This is a genomic window from Mycobacterium sp. NPDC048908 (assembly GCF_043197955.1).
In the GTDB taxonomy this organism is placed as follows: domain Bacteria; phylum Actinomycetota; class Actinomycetes; order Mycobacteriales; family Mycobacteriaceae; genus Mycobacterium.
In genome coordinates this window covers 25,135-42,743 of sequence record NZ_JBICUE010000025.1, presented here as the reverse complement: position 1 = coordinate 42,743, position 17,609 = coordinate 25,135, and the positions used below count along the sequence as shown (strand labels likewise).

Here is a 17,609-nt window from a genome sequence, read left to right as displayed (position 1 = left end):
AAGGCTCGTCATGCCACCGCATTACCTCGACGGCGACACCCATGCACACACCCAGCGGCCGCGACGCCGACGGGAACCGGGAGAGCCGCTGCGCATTGGCGTCGGCGGCCCTGTCGGCTCCGGCAAGACCGCACTGGTCGCCGCGTTGTGCAGGCAGTTGCGCGACGAGTTGTCGCTTGCCGTGCTGACCAACGACATCTACACCACCGAGGACGCCGACTTCCTCCGCCGCCACGCCGTGCTGCCGGACGAACGCATCGCCGCGGTGCAGACCGGCGGTTGCCCGCATACCGCGATCCGTGACGACATCACCGCGAACCTGAACGCGGTCGAAGACCTGATTGCGCGCAACGACCGCCTCGACCTCATTCTCGTCGAGTCAGGCGGCGACAACCTGACGGCGACGTTCTCGTCGGGGCTTGTCGACGTGCAGGTCTTTGTCATCGATGTCGCGGGCGGTGACAAGGTGCCGCGCAAAGGCGGGCCGGGCGTCACGTATTCAGATCTGTTGGTGGTCAACAAAACCGACCTCGCACCGCTGGTGGGCGCCGATCTCGAGGTGATGCGTCGCGATGCCGCCAAGGTGCGCGGGGACAGCCCGACGGCGCTGATCTCGCTGACCGAGGATCCCTCGGCGTCCGCGGTGCTGGTCTGGGTGCGGGAACAGCTGTGCGTTCCCACGTCCTGATCGTCGCCGCGCCCGGTCGGCATCCGCGCATCGAATGCGGGGGAGCGGTCGCGGGTCGCCGCACCGAACCCGACACCGTGCACCTGGTGTCGGCGGCCGCCACCCCGCTCGGCGGGGACGCGGTCCACGTCCACGTGGTGGTGGAGGCAGGCGCACGACTGCGGGTGCGCACCGCAGCGGCGACGGTGACGCTTCCTGGAGCCGCGACGCGGGAGTCGCACGCGATCTGGACGCTGGAGGTGGCGGGCGACCTCGACGTCGATCCGCAGCCGACCGTCGTGGCCGCCGACTCGCGGCACTTCACGTCCACCCGAGTCAAATTGGTCCCTGCAGGTCGAATCCGGCTGCGCGAACGCATCCAGATCGGCAGAACCGATGAGCGCCAAGGGTTTTGGTCGGGTTCACTGCGCGCCGACGTCAACGGCTCACCGCTGCTGCGGCACCGCATCGAACTGGGCAGGAAAGGCGTGGCCGACGACGCACTCGGCACCCCGATGGCATGCATCAGCGAGTTGCACTATCCCGACAACGACGTACCCACCGCAGGCATCGCGCTGGCAATGGCTGGCGGCGGCTGCCTTTCGACCTGGCAGGGCGAGCGGCTCTAGCTCGCCGCCCGTTCGCCGTCCTGCACCCCGGCCGCGATTTCCTGAAGCTCTTCGATCCTGGTGCGCGCGTACGCCTGCTGCTCGGTGATGGTGAGGTTGCCGCGAGCAGTGGACAGGAACGTGACCGTCCACGACAGCAGCGTGGTGATCTTCGTCTTGAAGCCGACGAGGTACACCAAGTGCAGCACCAGCCAGGCCAGCCAGGCGATGAAGCCGCCGAATTCGACGGGCCCGACCTTGGCGACCGCGGAGAACCGCGACACCGTCGCCATCGAGCCCTTGTCGAAATACTGGAACGGCTCACGCTGGGCGGGGTCGGCGCCCCGCAGTTCGGCCTTGATCGCCTTGGCCGCGTACTTGGCCCCCTGGATGGCGCCCTGCGCCATGCCGGGCACGCCTTCGACGGCCGCCATGTCGCCGACCACGAAGACATTCGGGTGGCCGGGGATCGTCAGATCCGGCAGCACCTTGACCCGGCCCGCCCGGTCCAGCTCCACATCGGACTGTTCGGCGAGGTCGCGGCCGAGCGGGCTGGCCGACACACCGGCCGACCACACCTTGGTCGCCGACTCGATACGCCGGATGGTGCCGTCGGAATCCTTGACCGTGATGCCGTTGCGGTCCACGTCGGTGACCATCGCGCCGAGTTGGATCTCGACGCCCATCTTCTCCAGTCGGGCCTGTGCCTTCTTGCCGAGCTTCTCGCCCATCGGCGGCAGCACCGCGGGTGCCGCGTCCAGCAGGATCACCTTGGCCTGTGTCGAATCGATATGGCGGAACGCACCTTTGAGCGTGTGGTCGGCCAGTTCGGCGATCTGCCCGGCCATCTCGACACCCGTGGGCCCGGCGCCCACCACCGTAAACGTCAACAGCTTCTCGCGGCGCGCGGGATCACTTGAGCGCTCGGCCTGTTCGAACGCGCCGAGGATGCGGCCACGCAACTCGAGTGCATCGTCGACCGTCTTCATGCCCGGCGCCCATTCGGCGAAGTGATCGTTGCCGAAGTAGGACTGGCCTGCGCCCGCCGCGATGACCAGGCTGTCGTACGGCGTGACGTAGGTGTGGCCGAGCAACTCCGACTTGACCGTCTTGCTGGCGAGGTCGATGCGTGTCACGTTGCCCAACAACACCTGCACGTTCTTCTGCCTGCGCAGGATGATGCGTGTCGGCGGGGCAATCTCGCCCGACGAGATGATGCCGGTGGCCACCTGGTACAGCAGCGGCTGGAACAGATGATGCGTGGTCCGCGCGATCATCTTGATGTCAACGTCGGCATGCTTGAGTGCCTTCGCGGCGTTCAAACCGCCGAAACCCGAACCGATGATCACCACCTTGTGGCGGTCAGTTGCAGTGGCTCCGGGATGGCTCATTTTGGGCTCCTCGACGGACTACACGTGCAGTTATACAGACACTACGGTAGTCGCCCGGAATCCCCGCAGCGCGGTGAGATTTGCCACGCCGACACGCGTTTAAACGCCGGCTATCCGGCGAGCATCGGCTTCAACTTCTCGGCCACCGCGGTGATGTTCCCGGGCTGGTAGCCGTTGATGCTGGTGACCGGGCTGAGGATGACACCGTCGACACCGGCGTCGAGCACCTTCTCCCTGACCTGGTCGGCTACCTGCTCGGGGCCACCGACCACGGCCTGCTGCCGGAAGTCCTCGGGCACCTGGTCGGGGCTGAAGTTCTCGTCGATTATCGCGATGACCAGCACGCTGGTCTCCAGCGTCGCCGGGTCACGGTCGATCTCCTCGCAGCGCTGCTTGACCACCGCCACCTTGCGGGGCAGCTCATCGAAGCCGGCGATGATGTTGAGGTGGTCAAAGTATTTGGCGGCCAACGGAATTGTCTTCTTCTCGCCGCTGCCGCCGATCATCAGCGGGATGTGGTCGCGGAACCGAGGGTTGGCCATCGCCTCCTTGGCCCGGTAGTACTTGCCCTCGAAGGTGGGCCGCTCGCCGCGCAGCATCGGCAGGATGATCTGCAGCGCCTCGTCGAGCTTGTTGAAGCGGTCGGTGAAGGTGCCGAACTCGTAGCCGAGCTGGTCGTGTTCGAGTTCGAACCAGCCGGTGCCGATGCCGAGCACGGCACGGCCCTGGCTCATCACGTCGAGCGTGGTGATCTCCTTGGCCAGCAGCGTCGGATTGCGGTAGCTGTTGCCGGTCACCAGCGTGCCGAGCTGCACGTTCTCGGTCGCGGTCGCGAGCCCGCCGAGCGCGGTGTACGCCTCGAGCATCGGCTGGTCCGGGGTGCCGAGGCCGGGCAGCTGATAGAAGTGGTCCATGACGAAGACCGAGTCGAAGCCTGCCGCATCGGCTTCCTGCGCCTGCGCGATCACGGTCGGGAAGAGCGCCTCGACGCCGGTGCCGTAACTGAAGTTGGGGATCTGGAGTCCGAGTTTGATGGTCACGGGGCTCACGTAACCACAGTTAAGCGGGGCGGTCACCCCGTTTAGCTCCCCGCGAACGCGGGAATATTTCAGCCGAAGTTTGCGAGCGCTCCGTGGCTGACGTGCAACGTCTGTCCGGTGATGTGCCGGGCGGCGGGCGTGGTCAAAAACAAGGCCAGGCGCGCGATCTCGGCGGCCACCGGAGCGGGTGTACGCGATAGGCCGTCGTAGCCGGGTTCGGCATTGCGACCAGAGGCCACCGCGTTGACCGTGATGCCGCGGGTGCCGAAGTGCGTCGCCTGCCCGGCGGTCCAGTCGGCGATCGCGGCCTTCACCGCAGACTCGGCGCTGCCCTCGCGAGGCTGCTCGGGAATGACGTTGACGATCGACCCGCCGGAGCGCAGATGATCGCCGAGGATCTGCACGGTCAACACCGCGGAGAGCGCCGTCGAGTCGAGCGCGTTGCGCCAGGCCGCGGCCAGGTCGGTCAGCGAATAGGTGCGCGGATCGCCCGGGTCCCAGCGGGGCGCGGGCACATTGACGATGGTGTCCAGATGGTGCGGGAATTGGCTACGCGCCTCTTCGAGACTGGCCGGGTCGGTGTTGTCGAACACGATCGCGTCGACGTCGAGTTCCTTGGCAGCGACCTCGAGATCGTCGCGGCGCGCACCTGCGATCACGACTCGGTGTCCCGCGTCGCTGAAGCTCTCGGCGACTGTGCGGCCCAGATCCGTATCGCCGCCGGTGACCAGCACCTCCATCACAAGGACCTCCTGCCTTCGTTCAACGCTGAACCCCAGCGAGTACCCGGGTCATGTTACTGGACAGTAGCTAGACGGTGGAAATCGACACGACAACACTTCGGTGTCTGTGCCATAGGGTCGTGATTTGTGCTGCCCCGCTGGATCTACCTGCCTGCGGCCATCGGAGCGCTGTTCGTCGTCCTGCCGCTGGTCGCGGTGGCGGTCAAGGTCGACTGGCCACACTTCTGGACACTGATCAGCAGCCAGTCGTCGACCACCGCGTTGATGCTGAGCCTGAAGACCGCGGCGGCGAGTACCGCGCTGTGCCTGCTGCTCGGCGTTCCGATGGCGCTGGTGTTGGCCCGCAGCGATGCCCGCCTGGTCCGGATCGCTCGTCCGGTGATTCTGTTGCCGCTGGTCTTGCCGCCCGTGGTCGGGGGCATCGCACTGCTGTACGCGTTCGGCCGACTCGGCTTTATCGGCGGATATCTCGACGCCGCGGGCGTCGAGATCGCGTTCACCACGACGGCGGTCGTGCTGGCGCAGACATTCGTCTCGCTGCCGTTCCTCGTCATTGCGCTCGAAGGTGCGGCCCGCACCGCGGGCGCCGACTACGAAGTGGTCGCCGCCACGCTCGGCGCCAGGCCCACGGCGGTGTGGTGGCGCGTGTCGCTGCCACTGTTGGCGCCGGGGCTGATCTCCGGTGCGGTGCTGGCGTTCGCGCGCTCGTTGGGGGAGTTCGGCGCGACGCTGACGTTCGCCGGATCCCGTCAGGGCGTCACCCGAACGTTGCCACTGGAGATCTATCTGCAACGCGAAAGCGACGCCGACGCCGCGGTCGCGTTGTCGCTGCTTCTTGTCGCGGTGGCAGCAGTCGTGGTCGTCGGGTTGGGCAGCCGTCGGCTGCGGAGCACCAATGCCTGGTGACCCGAAATGACCGGCGTGCAACTGCGGGCGGTCGTCGACAGTCGCGACGTCGACCTCGAATTGAATGCCGCGGCAGGTGAGGTGCTGGCCGTGCTCGGCCCCAACGGCGCAGGAAAGTCGACGGCGCTGCACGTGATCGCGGGTCTGGTGCGGCCTGATCGGGGAGTAGTGCGTGTCGGACAACGGACCCTGACAGACACCGCTGCGGGCCTTCACGTCGCGACCCACGATCGGCGGGTCGGGCTGCTGCTGCAGGACCCGCTGTTGTTCCCGCATTTGAGCGTCACCCGCAACGTGGCGTTCGCCCCGCGCAGTTCGCGTGCTGCGGCGGCCCGCTGGCTCACCGAGGTCGATGCGGCAGAACTCGCTGACCGGCTGCCCCGGCACCTGTCCGGCGGGCAGGCCCAGCGGGTGGCGCTGGCCAGGGCCCTTGCCGCGGAGCCGGATGTGCTGTTGCTCGACGAACCCCTGACCGGTCTTGACGTCGGCGCGGCCACCGCGATGCGAAAAGTGCTGCGCCGGGTGCTGGCCCGCGACGGCCGCAGCGCGGTGATGATCACCCACGACCTGCTCGACGTGCTCACCCTCGCCGACCGGGTGGTGGTGCTCGAGAATGGCCGAGTCGTCGAATCCGGCACGGCTGCAATGGTTTTGACGACTCCTCGCAGTCGCTTCGGTGCGCGGTTCGCGGGGGTGAACCTGGTCGGGGGCACAGCGGACGCGGACGGGGCGCTGACCACGCGGTGGGGGACGGTATGGCACGGCAACCCGGCGCCCGACGTGGCGCCGGGCGAGCCGGTCGTCGCGCTTTTCAATCCCGCCGCCGTCGCGGTCTACCGCGACAAGCCGCACGGGAGTCCCCGCAATACGGTCGAGGTGACGGTCGCCGAACTCGACAGCCGCGGCGCGGTGATCCGGGTGCGCGCGGACGAACAGCCGGACGGCGCACCGGGGCTGGCCGCCGACATCACCGCCGAATCCGCCGCCGAACTGCGCCTGGTGCCCGGCGATCGCGTGTACTTGTCCGTGAAGGCCCAAGAAGTCGCGGTGCATCCGAGCGCGTAACGACGTCGTCCGCCCGCCCGAAATAAAGGTTGCGAATCGGCCACAAATACGGGGGCGCAAGTGGGTTCAACCGCCCGCGCGACGCGCGGGGGCCTCGCCATGCCAGCAATCCCGCCAAAAGCCGTTTGTCAGTAACTTTTTGATATACAGCAATCTTTCAGCTGAACACTTTTTGAGCAACACGCACTTGCGTCACGGCCGTAACACGGTAGTTTCTTCCACATGCTTGAGCCGGAACACCGCAAAGGCCTCCCGAAGACACTGGCGATCGCGGCGCTCACCGGCGCCTCGGTGGTGGTGCTGACACTGCCTTCGGTGGCCAGCGCCGACCCGACGCCGCCACCTCCGCCACCCCCCGCGGGCAACACGTTCCTCAACGGTCCGCCGCCTCCGGGTGCACCCGCGCCGCCACCCCCTGCGGATCCCAACGCGCCACCGCCTCCGCCTGCGGATCCCAACGCGCCGCCGGCACCGCCCCCGGACCCGAACGCGGCGCCGCCTCCGCCTGCGGACCCGAACGCCCCGCCCGCACCTGCGGCCGCGCCCGCCGCGGAACCGGGTCGGGTTGACAACGCCGCGGGCGGCTTCAGCTACGTCGTACCTGCGGGCTGGAAGGTCGCGGACGCCACCCAGTTGTCCTACGGGCAGGCGCTGCTGAACAAGATCCCCGCGGAGGCCACCCAACCCAACGGGCAACCGGCCCAGCCGCCGAGCGACACCAGCGTGCTGCTCGGCAGGCTCGACCTGAAGTTGTTCGCGGGCGCGGAAACCGACAACACCAAAGCGGCGCAGCGGCTTGCGTCGGACATGGGTGAGTTCTTCATGCCGTTCCCCGGCACCCGCGTCAACCAGCAGACCGTGCCGCTCAATGCGGGCGGCATGGACGGCGTCGCTTCCTACTACGAGGTGAAGTTCACCGACACCAACAAGCCGACCGGTCAGATCTGGGCTGGTGTGGTCGGTGCGCCCACCACGCCAGGCACGCCGCGCGGCCAACGCGCGCCCGAACGCTGGTTCGTCGTGTGGTTGGGCACTGCCAACAACCCGGTGCCCAAACCCGAGGCGGTCACGCTGGCTCAGTCGATTCGGCCCTACACGCCGCCGGCCCCGCCCCCGCCGGACCCGAACGCGCCGCCGCCACCCGCGGGCGGATTGACCGCACCGGCGCCGGGCCAGAACCCGAACGTCGGGGTGCCCGTTCAGGTCGACCCGAACACGGCTCCCGGGATGTTGCCGCCGGGCTGACGGCTCGCGCTGGGTCGGCTCCTAGGGGCCGACCCACGGCGGCTGGCCGTTCAGATTGTTGACGTTGAGGATGACGCAGGGAACACTCCCGCCGAATCCGACGACGCCAACACTCTGGCAGCGCTGGAAGGTGCCGTCAGGTGCGATGGGTCCGTGGCAGATCTCCCCGCCGCCTCACGGCGTCCAACCGCTCTGACACCCGGCGTTGGCGGGCGCGGCCAGGGCGATGCCGCTTGCTACCAGTCCGCTGACCGCCAGTGCGACAAGTGCTTTCATTGTTCACCCCTTGTTGAGCTGTACCGGCGCGCGCGCCGGAACCCCGTCCCTGACCCGTTATACCCAGGCGATGACTCCATGACCGGTTTGGAACGGCGGCTTTTTCGCTCTGGGCGTAGAGGCGTAATTGACGTTCGTGGCCAATTCGCGCCTCGAATCGTTACTTGCGTCCGGTACACCTACAGATGTGGCCCAGCGGCCCACTGGCCACGGCCGGTGACAGGCAGGAGAGTTGCGATGGACGTGCTAGCGGCAACCGAATTTCTCGCCCGCTCCACCACGCTGACAAGCGTCGGCTGGATCGGCTACATCATCATCGGCGCGATCGCGGGATGGATCGCCGGAAAAATCGTCAAAGGCAGCGGTTCCGGCATCCTGATGAACATCGTCATCGGTATCATCGGTGCACTGATCGGCGGCTTCCTGCTCAGCTTCTTCCTGAACACGGCCGGTGGCGGCTGGTGGTTCACGCTGTTCACCGCAATCCTCGGCTCCGTGATCCTGCTGTGGATCGTCGGGATGGTGCAGCGAAAGACATAGCGGGCGCATAACTCTCGACGGGCGAGCACCATGGGGGCATGGCCGCCCCAACCATGAGTGCGTGGCGGGTCCGAAGCCCGGGCCCGATTTCCACCAGTCCGCTGGACCGCGTCACCGTCGAGGTGCCGCGGCCTGGTCCGGGCGAGCTGCTCGTCGCCGTACACACCTGTGGCGTGTGCCGCACCGACCTGCACGTCACCGAGGGCGACCTGCCCGTGCACCGCCCTCACGTGATACCCGGACACGAGGTGGTCGGGGAGGTCGCGGGGGTAGGCCCCGACATGGGCGAGGAGTTCTCGATCGGCGACCGTGTCGGCATCGCATGGCTGCGACACACGTGCGGGCACTGCAAGTTCTGCCTGCGCGGTCAGGAGAACCTCTGCCCGCAATCCCGTTACACCGGTTGGGACGCCGACGGCGGGTATGCCGAATTCGCCACCGTCCCAGCGACTTTCGCGTACCACCTGCCGTCCGGCTACTCCGACACCGAACTCGCCCCGCTGTTGTGTGCGGGCATCATCGGCTACCGCTCGCTTCTGCGGGCGGACCTGCCCGCGGGCGGCAGGCTGGGCATCTACGGATTCGGCGGCAGCGCCCATCTCACCGCGCAGGTGGCTCTCGCTCAGGGCGCGGAGGTGCACGTGATGACCCGAGGGGAGCGTGCCCGCGAATTGGCGCTGTCGCTGGGAGCGGCGTCCGCGCAGGGTGCTGCGGATCGGCCACCCGTGCCTCTGGATGCCGCGATCCTGTTCGCGCCGGTCGGGGATCTGGTGCTGCCTGCACTAGAGGCACTAGACCGCGGCGGCACGCTCGCGATCGCTGGCATCTACCTGAGCGACATCCCGACCATGAACTATGAACACCACCTTTTTCAGGAGCGCCAGGTGCGGTCGGTGACATCCAACACCCGCGAGGATGCCCGCGAATTCTTGGCGTTCGCCGGTCAGCATCACATCGAGGTGACCACCCCGGAGTACCCGCTCGGGCGTGCCTCCCACGCACTGTCGGATCTCAGCGGGGGCCGCATCGCAGGGGCGGCAGTGTTACTGGTCTAGAACGGCCTTCCCTCGGCAGTTTTCGGCCCCGCCAATTTTCTGGAAACGATCTTGTCCAGGTCATATGATCCTGACCAAGCCGAGGTCGGGATGTCCGAGGGAGGCCGGATGATGCAGGGGAAAATTCTTCATCTGACAATCGGCGCGGCACTTCTGGTGCCACTCGCATCATTGACGTTGGTGATGCCGGGCAGAGCCGCGGCGGCCGAATGCGGCTGGGGGACTGTGTATGACGGGCCCTCGAACAGTTGCGTGGCCGCACCGCTTCCGCCACCGCCTCCGCCGCCACCACCCGCGCCTGCATGGAATGGTGACCTGACGCCGTACTTCTCAGTAGGCATCTGCGCGCCGATTCCATTCGTGTCGTTGTGTGCCGGAATCTGAGCCGACGCTGATCTAAAGCGCCGCCAGCGCAGCGCCGAGCCGGCCTGCCAAATCGCCCTTGCCGTACCAGTAGAAGGGTCCGGTGCCGTCCGAGAGCACCCGGCGCAACCGCGCCATTCCCCGTGCGCTGACCGGCTTGGGCGAGTGCAACCGCAAGGTGATCGCGTCGATCAGCTCCTCAGCGGCCGAGATGTTCCTGGAATGCAACGGAATCCGGGACGAGAACACCGCGCCCGAGCGAGCATCGCAAACGGCCTGTCGCAGCGATCGTGCGATCGCATGGCGTTCCTCCACCGAGGTCAGCCGTCCCTGATGGGCCGCGAGCGCGCTGCCCGGCTCGGGGACGACCCCGACGGCAAGCTGATGGTCGAACTTGTCCGCGTACAACCGAGCGGTCACCCGGGCGACGAGTGACGGTCGCCGTCCAGCGCTGCACCGCAGCGCGTCATTCGTGGTGGACAGGAGATCCGGCGAAATCCTGTTGTTCGACATCCTCATCTACCTCTAACCGTTCCGTGGCCGGTAAAACTCCGTGACTATCAAACACCCTATACCGGTCATTCATGACCAGTCAAATTGATTTACTGGTCATGTGAGCGTAATCTCCCCATATGACTCCTGGGCCCAAGCAATGGCTCGGCGACGACGAGACAAAACCCGCGCCGGAGCCGCTGGTGTTGGTCCAGTCGCTGATCAACACGCTCGAACTGCCCGAAGGGGCGGACCGGCTCGCGGATCCAGCCGACGCGCGGCCGTGGTTGATCGATCACCGCCTGCTGGCGGCACACGCCGAGCTTGCCGTGGCCGATCTGGAAACTCTCCGCTCGGTCCGCGAGGCGCTACGTGCCATGTTGGTGTACAACGCCGGCGGACCGCCACCGAATAAAACCTCGCTGAGTGTGCTGCGCTCGGTTGCCGAAACGGGCACCGCCCGTGCCGATCTCGGCGACGACGGCCACATCCGGCTGACCGCATTCGGCGATTCGTTGAACGATCGACTGGTCAACGTGCTTCTGATCATTCGCGACGCCCAGCGCGACGGCACCTGGGCCCGCCTCAAGGCATGCGCGAACGACGAGTGCAGGTGGGCGTTCTACGACCGGGCCCGCAACCACGGCGGCACCTGGTGCGATATGGCGGCGTGCGGCAACAAATTGAAGAACCGCGCCTTCCGCGCGCGAAGCAGGTCGCACTGAGAGCTACGTCGACAGGTGCCACACCAGCGCCGCGGCCAGCGCGCCGAGCCCGTTCAACGACCAGTGCAGCGCGATGGGCGCGATCAAGCTGCCGCTGCGCTTGCGCAGCCAGGTGAACACGAAGCCCGCGACCGCCGTCGCGGCCACCGCCATCACCACGCCTGCCACCGTGCCGAGCAGGCCGCCGCCGAACAACCGGGTGAAGCCGACGTTGCTGCTGGTCAACCCGAGCGAGGTGGCGATATGCCACAGGCCGAACAACAGTGAACCCGCCGCGGCGACACCGCGGAAACCCCACGCGCGGTTCAGTGCGCCGTGCAGCACGCCCCGAAACGCCAGCTCTTCAGGGATGACGGTCTGCAACGGGATGATGAGCATCGACGCGATCAGCGCGCCGGACACCGTCGCGTAGTTGTTGTTCAAGAACATCGGCCGGGTCCATGGCAGCAGCATGCCGATCGCGATCACCGTCAGCACCACCGCCACGGCCGCGAGGGCGTAGCCCGCGCCGGCTTTCCAGTGCTCGCGACTCAGCCCCAACTCCGCCCAACCGAGCCCCCGGGATCGAACCAGGATCAGAAGGCCGACCGCTGCGGCGGGCACCGTCGCGATGCTGGCCCACGGCGTGGTGAAGTGGGCGATCACGTTCGTCAACGCCAACACCACCACGACAACGCCGATGTCGACGTAGGTGCGGAAGTAGTGCAGCGCCGCCAGTTGCCCCACGACGGGATGGGGATGGGGGGACAGCGCGTGCTCGGACATTGCAGGCCAGTTTACCGGCGGATTCAGTTGCTCTCGCTGAGCGTGTCCTGTGACAACGACATCGACCGGTAGCCGGAGTCCCACGTCCAGCCGGAGATCGCGGGGTCGTCTTCGCCGTGCTCGCGGGTGTAGCGACGCGCGGAGAGCCGGGCGTCGAGCATTCGCTGGCGCAGCACCGCTGCCCGGTTGGCGAGCCCGGGCACCCGGTCGATGACGTCGATCACCAGGTGGAATCGGTCCAAGTCGTTGAGCATCACCATGTCGAACGGCGTGGTCGTGGTGCCGCGCTCCTTGAACCCCCGCACGTGCAGTTGCCCGTGATTGGTCCGGCTGTAGGTCAACCGGTGGATCAGCCACGGATAGCCGTGGTAGGCGAAGATCACCGGCTTGTCGGTGGTGAACAAGGCGTCGAACTCGTGGTCCGACAGCCCGTGCGGGTGCTCGGACTCCGGTTGCAGCCGCATGATGTCGACGACGTTGATCACCCGCACCGCCAGCTGGGGCAGCTCACGGCGGAGGATGTCCGCGGCGGCCACCGTCTCCAGCGTCGGGATGTCGCCGGCGCAGGCCAGCACCACGTCGGGCTCCCCGGTGGCGCTGCCCGCCCAGTCCCAGATCCCAAGACCGCGGGTGCAATGCGCGATCGCGGACTCCATGTCCAGGTACGTCAGCGCGGGCTGCTTACCGGCGACGATCACGTTGACGTAGTCGCGGCTGCGCAGACAGTGATCGGCCACCGAGAGCAGCGTGTTGGCGTCCGGCGGCAGATACACCCGCACCACCTCGGGCCGCTTGTTCGCGACGTGGTCGATGAAGCCGGGATCCTGATGCGACGCCCCATTGTGATCCTGACGCCAAACATGCGATGTCAGAAGGTAATTGAGCGACGCGATGGGCCGCCGCCAGCTCAGCTCGCGGTTGCGGGTCAGCCATTTGGCGTGCTGGTTGAGCATGGAATCGACGATGTGCACGAACGCCTCGTAGCAGTTGAACAACCCGTGTCTGCCTGTCAGCAGATAGCCCTCCAGCCAGCCCTGGCACAGATGTTCGGAGAGCACCTCCATCACGCGGCCCTCGGGCCCGAGGTTCTCGTCGTTGTCGTCGACCTCGGCCAGCCACGCCTTGTCGGTGGACTCGAACACCGCCGAGAGCCGATTCGACGCGGTCTCGTCGGGACCCATCAGCCGGAACCGGTCGGAGTTGCGGGCGATCACGTCGCGCAGGAAGGTGCCGAGCACGCGCGTGGCCTCGACCGACTGGGATGCTGGATCATCAACCGGCACAGCGTAGTTCGCGAAGTCGGGGAGATCGAGATCGCGTAGCAGCAGGCCGCCGTTGACGTGCGGATTGGCGCTCATCCTGCGCTGTCCCGTCGGCGCGAGCGCACGCAGCTCCCGGCGCAGCACACCGTGCTCGTCGAACAACTCCTCGGGCCGGTAGCTGCGCAACCACTCCTCGAGCTGCGCCATGTGTTCGGGGTTGGTGTGGGTCTCGGACAGCGGCACCTGGTGCGACCGCCAGGTGCCTTCCACTTGTTTGCCGTCCACCTCCCGCGGCCCCGTCCAGCCCTTCGGGATACGCAGGACGATCACCGGCCACAGCGGCCTGCCCTTCTCACCGTCCAGCCGGGCCGCCTGCTGGATCGCGCCGATCTGGTCGAATGCCTCATCCAACGCGGTGGCCAACTGTTGGTGCACATTGGCCGGATCGTCACCGGCGACCGTGATCGGCCGGTAGCCGTAGCCGTAGAGCAGCGATTCGAGTTCCTCCTGCGGAATGCGGGACAGCACCGTCGGGTTGGCGATCTTGTAGCCGTTGAGGTGCAGGATCGGCAGCACAGCGCCGTCGGTGACCGGGTTGAGGAATTTGTTCGAGTGCCAGCTTGCGGCCAGCGGCCCCGTCTCGGCTTCGCCATCGCCGATCACACAGGCGACCACCAGATCCGGATTGTCGAACGCGGCACCGTAGGCATGCACGAGCGCGTAGCCCAACTCTCCGCCCTCGTGGATCGATCCTGGTGTCTCGGCTGCCACATGGCTCGGGATCCCACCGGGAAAAGAGAACTGGCGGAACAACTTCCGCATGCCTTCGACGTCTTCCTCGATGCCCGAGTACACCTCGCTGTAGGTGCCCTCCAGATAGGCGTTGGCCACCAAGCCGGGTCCGCCGTGACCAGGCCCCGTGATGTAGATGACGTTGAGGTCGCGGTGCCGGATGATGCGGTTGAGGTGCGCGTAGACGAGGTTCAGCCCGGGGGTGGTGCCCCAGTGTCCGAGTAGCCGCGGCTTGATGTGCTCAGGCGCAAGGGGCTCGCGCAGCAGAGGGTTGTCCAGGAGGTAGATCTGACCCACCGACAAGTAGTTGGCGGCGCGCCAATAGGCGTTGATCAATTCCTGTTCGGCGTTGGAAAGCGTGGGGGACAAGGCCTGGGCGGTCATCTGACTCATCATCGTCTCGGCAGGTGAACAACAGGTAGAGCCCTAGTACCCGAATCACAGGAACCTACGCACTAGCCTGGCGGGCGTGCTGGGATTCGCGGTGCCGCAATTCGGTGAGTCCGCCTGCGACGGTCTGGCGCGCTTCGCAACCACGGCCGAGCAACTCGGAGTGGACAGCCTGTGGGTCGGCGACCGGTTGCTCACCGCGGTGCATCCGACGGTCGGCTACGCCGGGAGCGACACGCTTCCCCGGCAGTTCCGCACCAGCCTGGACCCGTTCGTGGCGCTCACGGTCGCCGCGGCCGCCACCACTCGGGTGCAGCTAGGCGCCAGTGTGTTGGTTGCGCCGTGGTATCCGCCCGCGCACCTGGCGCGGCAACTGACCAGCATCGACGTAGTCAGCCGCGGGCGCCTGCTGCCCGGGTTCGGCATCGGGTGGTCGCCGGAGGAGTATCAGGCCGCCGGTGCTCCGTTCAGCCGGCGCGGCGAGCAACTCGACGAGGTGCTGGACGCCCTCGAAGCGCTGTGGACCACGAATCCCGTTGAATTCTCGGGTGATCGTTGGGCCATACCGCAGTCATGGGTTGCGTTGAAGCCGGTGCAACAGCCGCGTCCGCCGATTTATCTGGGCGCCTTCCGGCGGCAAGGACTCCGCCGCGTCGGCGCACGCGCCGATGGCTGGATGGCAGTCGTCGGGGTGCCGGGCCTCACCGCCGACCTGATCGTGACGACGCTCAACGCGCAACGACAGACCATCGACGATGCCGCGCGTGCGGCGGCCCGCGATCCGGCAGCCATCCACACCTATGTGCGGGTGAATGTCGCAACACACACCCCGGTCGATAAGGTCGCCGACGTGCTTGCGCTGTTGTCTGACAATGGTTATCCCGATGCGTTCGTCGACCTGATGTACGTAGCCACCGGGATCGACGCTCACCTGGAGTGGGTGGAACGGTTGTTGGCGCGGTGAGGGCCGGGTTGCTCGCAGCGCTTCGGGTGCTCGATTGCGGCGGTGCCGAATCCGACGCCGTCGGGCGGATGTTCGCCGACCTCGGCGCGGATGTGTTGAAGATCGAACCCCCAGCCGGAAGCCCGGCACGCGGTGGGCTGCCGAGCGTCGGCGGCGCCAGCGTGTCATTCGCTCTGCAGAACGCCAATAAGCGCAGTGCCGTGCTGGACCCCGACAACGCCGGCGACCGCGACCGTCTGCTCGACCTGGCGGCCACCGCCGACATCGTGGTGGACGGCGGCAATCGCCTGACGGCATTCGGCACCTCGTGTGCAGCACTGGCCGGACGCTTCAGCCATCTGGTCGCCTTGTCGATGACCGACTTCGGAACAGCAGGTCCCTACGCCTCGTGGCGGGCGACGGACGCGGTGTTCTACGCCATGTCGACCGCGTTGTCGCGCACCGGGCCGACCTCTGGCACCCCGGTGCTGCCCCCGCTCGGCATCGCGTCGGCAACCGCGGCGATGCAGGCCTGCTGGGCTGCACTGGCCGCTTATTATCGCCGATTACGTTGTGGCACAGGCGAATACATCGACTTCTCGCGCCTGGAGGGCGTACTGCAGTCACTCGATCCGCCGTTCGGGTCCGAGGGCCAGGCCGCCGTCGGAATGAAGAAGTCCAGCGAGCTGTGGCGTGGGCGGCCCCGCAACCAGCAGATCTACCCGATCTTCCCGTGCCGCGACGGGTACGTGAGAATCTGCTTGCTGTCGCCGCGGCAGTGGCGAGGAATGCGCGGATGGCTCGGCGAACCCGCGCAATTCGCCGACCCGAAATTCGACACCATCGCGGCGCGCTATGCGTCGTCGCGGGAACTCAACGAGGCGATCGCCGCGTTGTTCGCCACCCAGACGATGTCGGATCTGGTGGCCGAAGGGCAGCGGCGCGGCGTGCCGATCGCCGCGGTGCTGCGCCCCGCGCAGGCGTTGGCATCGGAGCATTTCCGCGCCGTCGCAGCGCTGACCGATGTTGAACTCGCACCGGGCGCCGCCGTGTCGGTACCCGTCGGCGCGGTGGTGGTGGACGGTGCACACGCCGGCTACACCACACCTGCCGCTGCGCTTGGCGCTGACCAACCCGCTTGGGCCACAGAAGCTTTCGCCGCTCCCGTGGCAGACGGTGCCACCGAGCGACCGTTTGACGGGTTACGCATCCTCGACCTCGGCGTGATCGTCGCGGGCGGGGAACTGGGCCGGCTGTTCGCCGACCTCGGAGCCGAGGTCATCAAGATCGAGAGCGCCGCCTATCCCGACGGCCTGCGGCAGACGCCGCCGGGCCAGGTGATGAGCAGGTCGTGGGCGCTGACCCACCGCAACGAGTACAGCCTCGGTGTGGATCTGCGGCATCCGTCGGGGGCCGAGGTGTTCCGGAAGCTGGTGGCTGACGCCGATGCGGTGTTCGCCAACTTCAAACCGGGAACCCTTTCTTCCCTTGGCTTTTCGTATGAGCGCCTGCGCGAGCTCAACCCGCGCATCGTGTTGGCGGAGAGCAGCGCGTTCGGGGCCAGCGGCCCGTGGAGCGAGCGGATGGGATACGGTCCGCTGGTGCGGGCCACCACCGGGGTGACGTGGCTGTGGACGTCGCCGGACGCCCCGCAGGGCAGCTTCTATGACGCCACCACCGTCTTCCCCGATCACGTATCGGCCAGAATCACCGCGACCGCCGCGCTGGCGGCGCTGATCGGCCGCGAGCGAACCGGAACCGGTGCGCACGTTCATGTTTCGCAGGCCGAGGTTGCGGTCAATCAGCTCGCCACCACCTTCGTCGCCGAGGGCGCATCGCCGCTGCCGGTGACCCCCGACCCCTCAGCGCACGCGGTGTATCGATGCGCGGGCGACGACGAGTGGTGCGTGATCTCGTTGCGCGGCGACGCCGACCGCGCGGCGCTGGCCGCCGTCACGCGCGGCACCGAGGTGTCCGAGTGGACACGTACCCGCGACAAATCGGACGTCGCGCACGCTTTACAGGCGGCAGGTGTGCCCGCCGCGCCGATGAACCGCGCTGCCGACGTGCTGACCGATCCGCAGGTGGAATTCCGAAACCTCTACCGCGATATGACGCATCCGCTCTTCGACGCGCCGATGCCCAGCGAGACGGGGCCGGCACCGTATACGCGCATCCCGCCCGCGGAACTTCGGCCCGCACCGATGCCAGGCGAGCACACCCGCGAGATCTGCCAGAAGCTGCTGGTCATGGACGCCGAGGAGATCGATCGACTGATCGACGAGGGCGCCCTGTTCCAGACCCTCAGGTGAGACCATCAGGCTGGCCCGTCAAACTAGAC

At 67.2% G+C, this 17,609-nt stretch carries 17 protein-coding genes; 11 read left to right on the top strand and 6 right to left on the bottom strand.

All coding sequences use genetic code 11. The features are described 5' to 3' along the window. Positions 1–10 precede the first annotated feature (10 nt). Both ureG and ACGFK1_RS31900 read left to right on the top strand, forming a co-directional pair. Entirely contained in the window at positions 11–688 is a 678-nt protein-coding gene (gene ureG / locus ACGFK1_RS31905; protein WP_393439473.1) for an urease accessory protein UreG, read from the top strand. After that, on the top strand, positions 670–1,296 hold the full coding sequence (locus ACGFK1_RS31900; RefSeq protein ID WP_393439470.1) for an urease accessory protein UreD: 627 nt from the start codon (positions 670–672) through the stop codon (positions 1,294–1,296). Before ureG ends, ACGFK1_RS31900 begins: the two co-directional genes overlap by 19 nt. On the opposite strand, the gene ACGFK1_RS31895 is transcribed toward ACGFK1_RS31900, so the two are convergent. The 3 genes from ACGFK1_RS31895 to ACGFK1_RS31885 all read right to left on the bottom strand — a co-directional run bounded on the left by ACGFK1_RS31895 (position 1,293) and on the right by ACGFK1_RS31885 (position 4,446). After that, on the bottom strand, positions 1,293–2,666 hold the full coding sequence (locus ACGFK1_RS31895) for an NAD(P)/FAD-dependent oxidoreductase (RefSeq protein ID WP_393439467.1): 1,374 nt from the start codon (positions 2,664–2,666) through the stop codon (positions 1,293–1,295). The two genes, ACGFK1_RS31900 and ACGFK1_RS31895, sit on opposite strands and share 4 nt — an antisense overlap. Positions 2,667–2,776: 110 nt before the next feature. Beyond that, positions 2,777–3,706, bottom strand: coding sequence for an LLM class F420-dependent oxidoreductase (locus tag ACGFK1_RS31890; RefSeq protein ID WP_393439464.1), 930 nt, complete (start codon positions 3,704–3,706; stop codon positions 2,777–2,779). A 68-nt stretch (positions 3,707–3,774) separates the two neighbouring features. Next, the gene (locus ACGFK1_RS31885) at positions 3,775–4,446 is read right to left on the bottom strand and encodes an SDR family oxidoreductase (protein WP_393439461.1); all 672 of its coding nucleotides are present in this window, start codon (positions 4,444–4,446) and stop codon (positions 3,775–3,777) included. A gap of 129 nt (positions 4,447–4,575) precedes the next feature. Between ACGFK1_RS31885 and ACGFK1_RS31880 the strand changes: the two genes are divergently transcribed. From ACGFK1_RS31880 to ACGFK1_RS31855, 6 genes are all read left to right on the top strand, one after another. Further along, positions 4,576–5,355, top strand: a complete 780-nt coding sequence (locus ACGFK1_RS31880) for an ABC transporter permease (RefSeq protein WP_393439458.1) — start codon at positions 4,576–4,578, stop codon at positions 5,353–5,355. Positions 5,356–5,361: 6 nt separating this feature from the next. Continuing rightward, complete coding sequence (locus ACGFK1_RS31875; RefSeq protein ID WP_393439455.1) at positions 5,362–6,420, top strand: sulfate/molybdate ABC transporter ATP-binding protein; 1,059 nt, start codon at positions 5,362–5,364, stop codon at positions 6,418–6,420. Positions 6,421–6,642: 222 nt separating this feature from the next. Then, on the top strand, positions 6,643–7,665 hold the full coding sequence (locus ACGFK1_RS31870; protein WP_393439452.1) for an alanine and proline-rich secreted protein Apa: 1,023 nt from the start codon (positions 6,643–6,645) through the stop codon (positions 7,663–7,665). Positions 7,666–8,178: 513 nt separating this feature from the next. Next, positions 8,179–8,481, top strand: a complete 303-nt coding sequence (locus ACGFK1_RS31865) for a GlsB/YeaQ/YmgE family stress response membrane protein (RefSeq protein ID WP_393439450.1) — start codon at positions 8,179–8,181, stop codon at positions 8,479–8,481. A 38-nt stretch (positions 8,482–8,519) separates the two neighbouring features. After that, entirely contained in the window at positions 8,520–9,536 is a 1,017-nt protein-coding gene (locus ACGFK1_RS31860; RefSeq protein ID WP_393439447.1) for a zinc-binding alcohol dehydrogenase family protein, read from the top strand. 108 nt (positions 9,537–9,644) lie between these two features. Then, a complete protein-coding gene (locus ACGFK1_RS31855) occupies positions 9,645–9,920 on the top strand; it encodes a hypothetical protein (RefSeq protein WP_393439444.1) in 276 nt (91 codons plus the stop codon). A gap of 12 nt (positions 9,921–9,932) precedes the next feature. On the opposite strand, the gene ACGFK1_RS31850 is transcribed toward ACGFK1_RS31855, so the two are convergent. Then, on the bottom strand, positions 9,933–10,412 hold the full coding sequence (locus ACGFK1_RS31850) for a hypothetical protein (RefSeq protein WP_393439441.1): 480 nt from the start codon (positions 10,410–10,412) through the stop codon (positions 9,933–9,935). 119 nt (positions 10,413–10,531) lie between these two features. On the opposite strand from ACGFK1_RS31850, the gene ACGFK1_RS31845 reads away from it, so the two are divergent. Then, on the top strand, positions 10,532–11,116 hold the full coding sequence (locus ACGFK1_RS31845; RefSeq protein ID WP_393439439.1) for a CGNR zinc finger domain-containing protein: 585 nt from the start codon (positions 10,532–10,534) through the stop codon (positions 11,114–11,116). Positions 11,117–11,119: 3 nt separating this feature from the next. Here the strand turns inward: ACGFK1_RS31845 and ACGFK1_RS31840 are convergent, their stop codons facing one another. Together ACGFK1_RS31840 and ACGFK1_RS31835 are read right to left on the bottom strand one after the other, a co-directional pair. Continuing rightward, positions 11,120–11,881: a CPBP family intramembrane glutamic endopeptidase gene (locus ACGFK1_RS31840; RefSeq protein ID WP_393439437.1), complete on the bottom strand. Its 762-nt coding sequence runs from the start codon at positions 11,879–11,881 to the stop codon at positions 11,120–11,122. Positions 11,882–11,904: 23 nt separating this feature from the next. Continuing rightward, positions 11,905–14,319, bottom strand: a complete 2,415-nt coding sequence (locus ACGFK1_RS31835) for a phosphoketolase (protein WP_393439434.1) — start codon at positions 14,317–14,319, stop codon at positions 11,905–11,907. Between the two features lie 85 nt (positions 14,320–14,404). Between ACGFK1_RS31835 and ACGFK1_RS31830 the strand changes: the two genes are divergently transcribed. Next, positions 14,405–15,289 carry a TIGR03619 family F420-dependent LLM class oxidoreductase gene (locus ACGFK1_RS31830; RefSeq protein WP_393439431.1) on the top strand — a complete coding sequence of 295 codons (885 nt, stop codon included), beginning with the start codon at positions 14,405–14,407 and terminating at the stop codon, positions 15,287–15,289. Next, complete coding sequence (locus tag ACGFK1_RS31825) at positions 15,262–17,580, top strand: CaiB/BaiF CoA transferase family protein (protein WP_393439428.1); 2,319 nt, start codon at positions 15,262–15,264, stop codon at positions 17,578–17,580. Before ACGFK1_RS31830 ends, ACGFK1_RS31825 begins: the two co-directional genes overlap by 28 nt. The last annotated feature ends 29 nt before the right edge of the window (positions 17,581–17,609 follow it).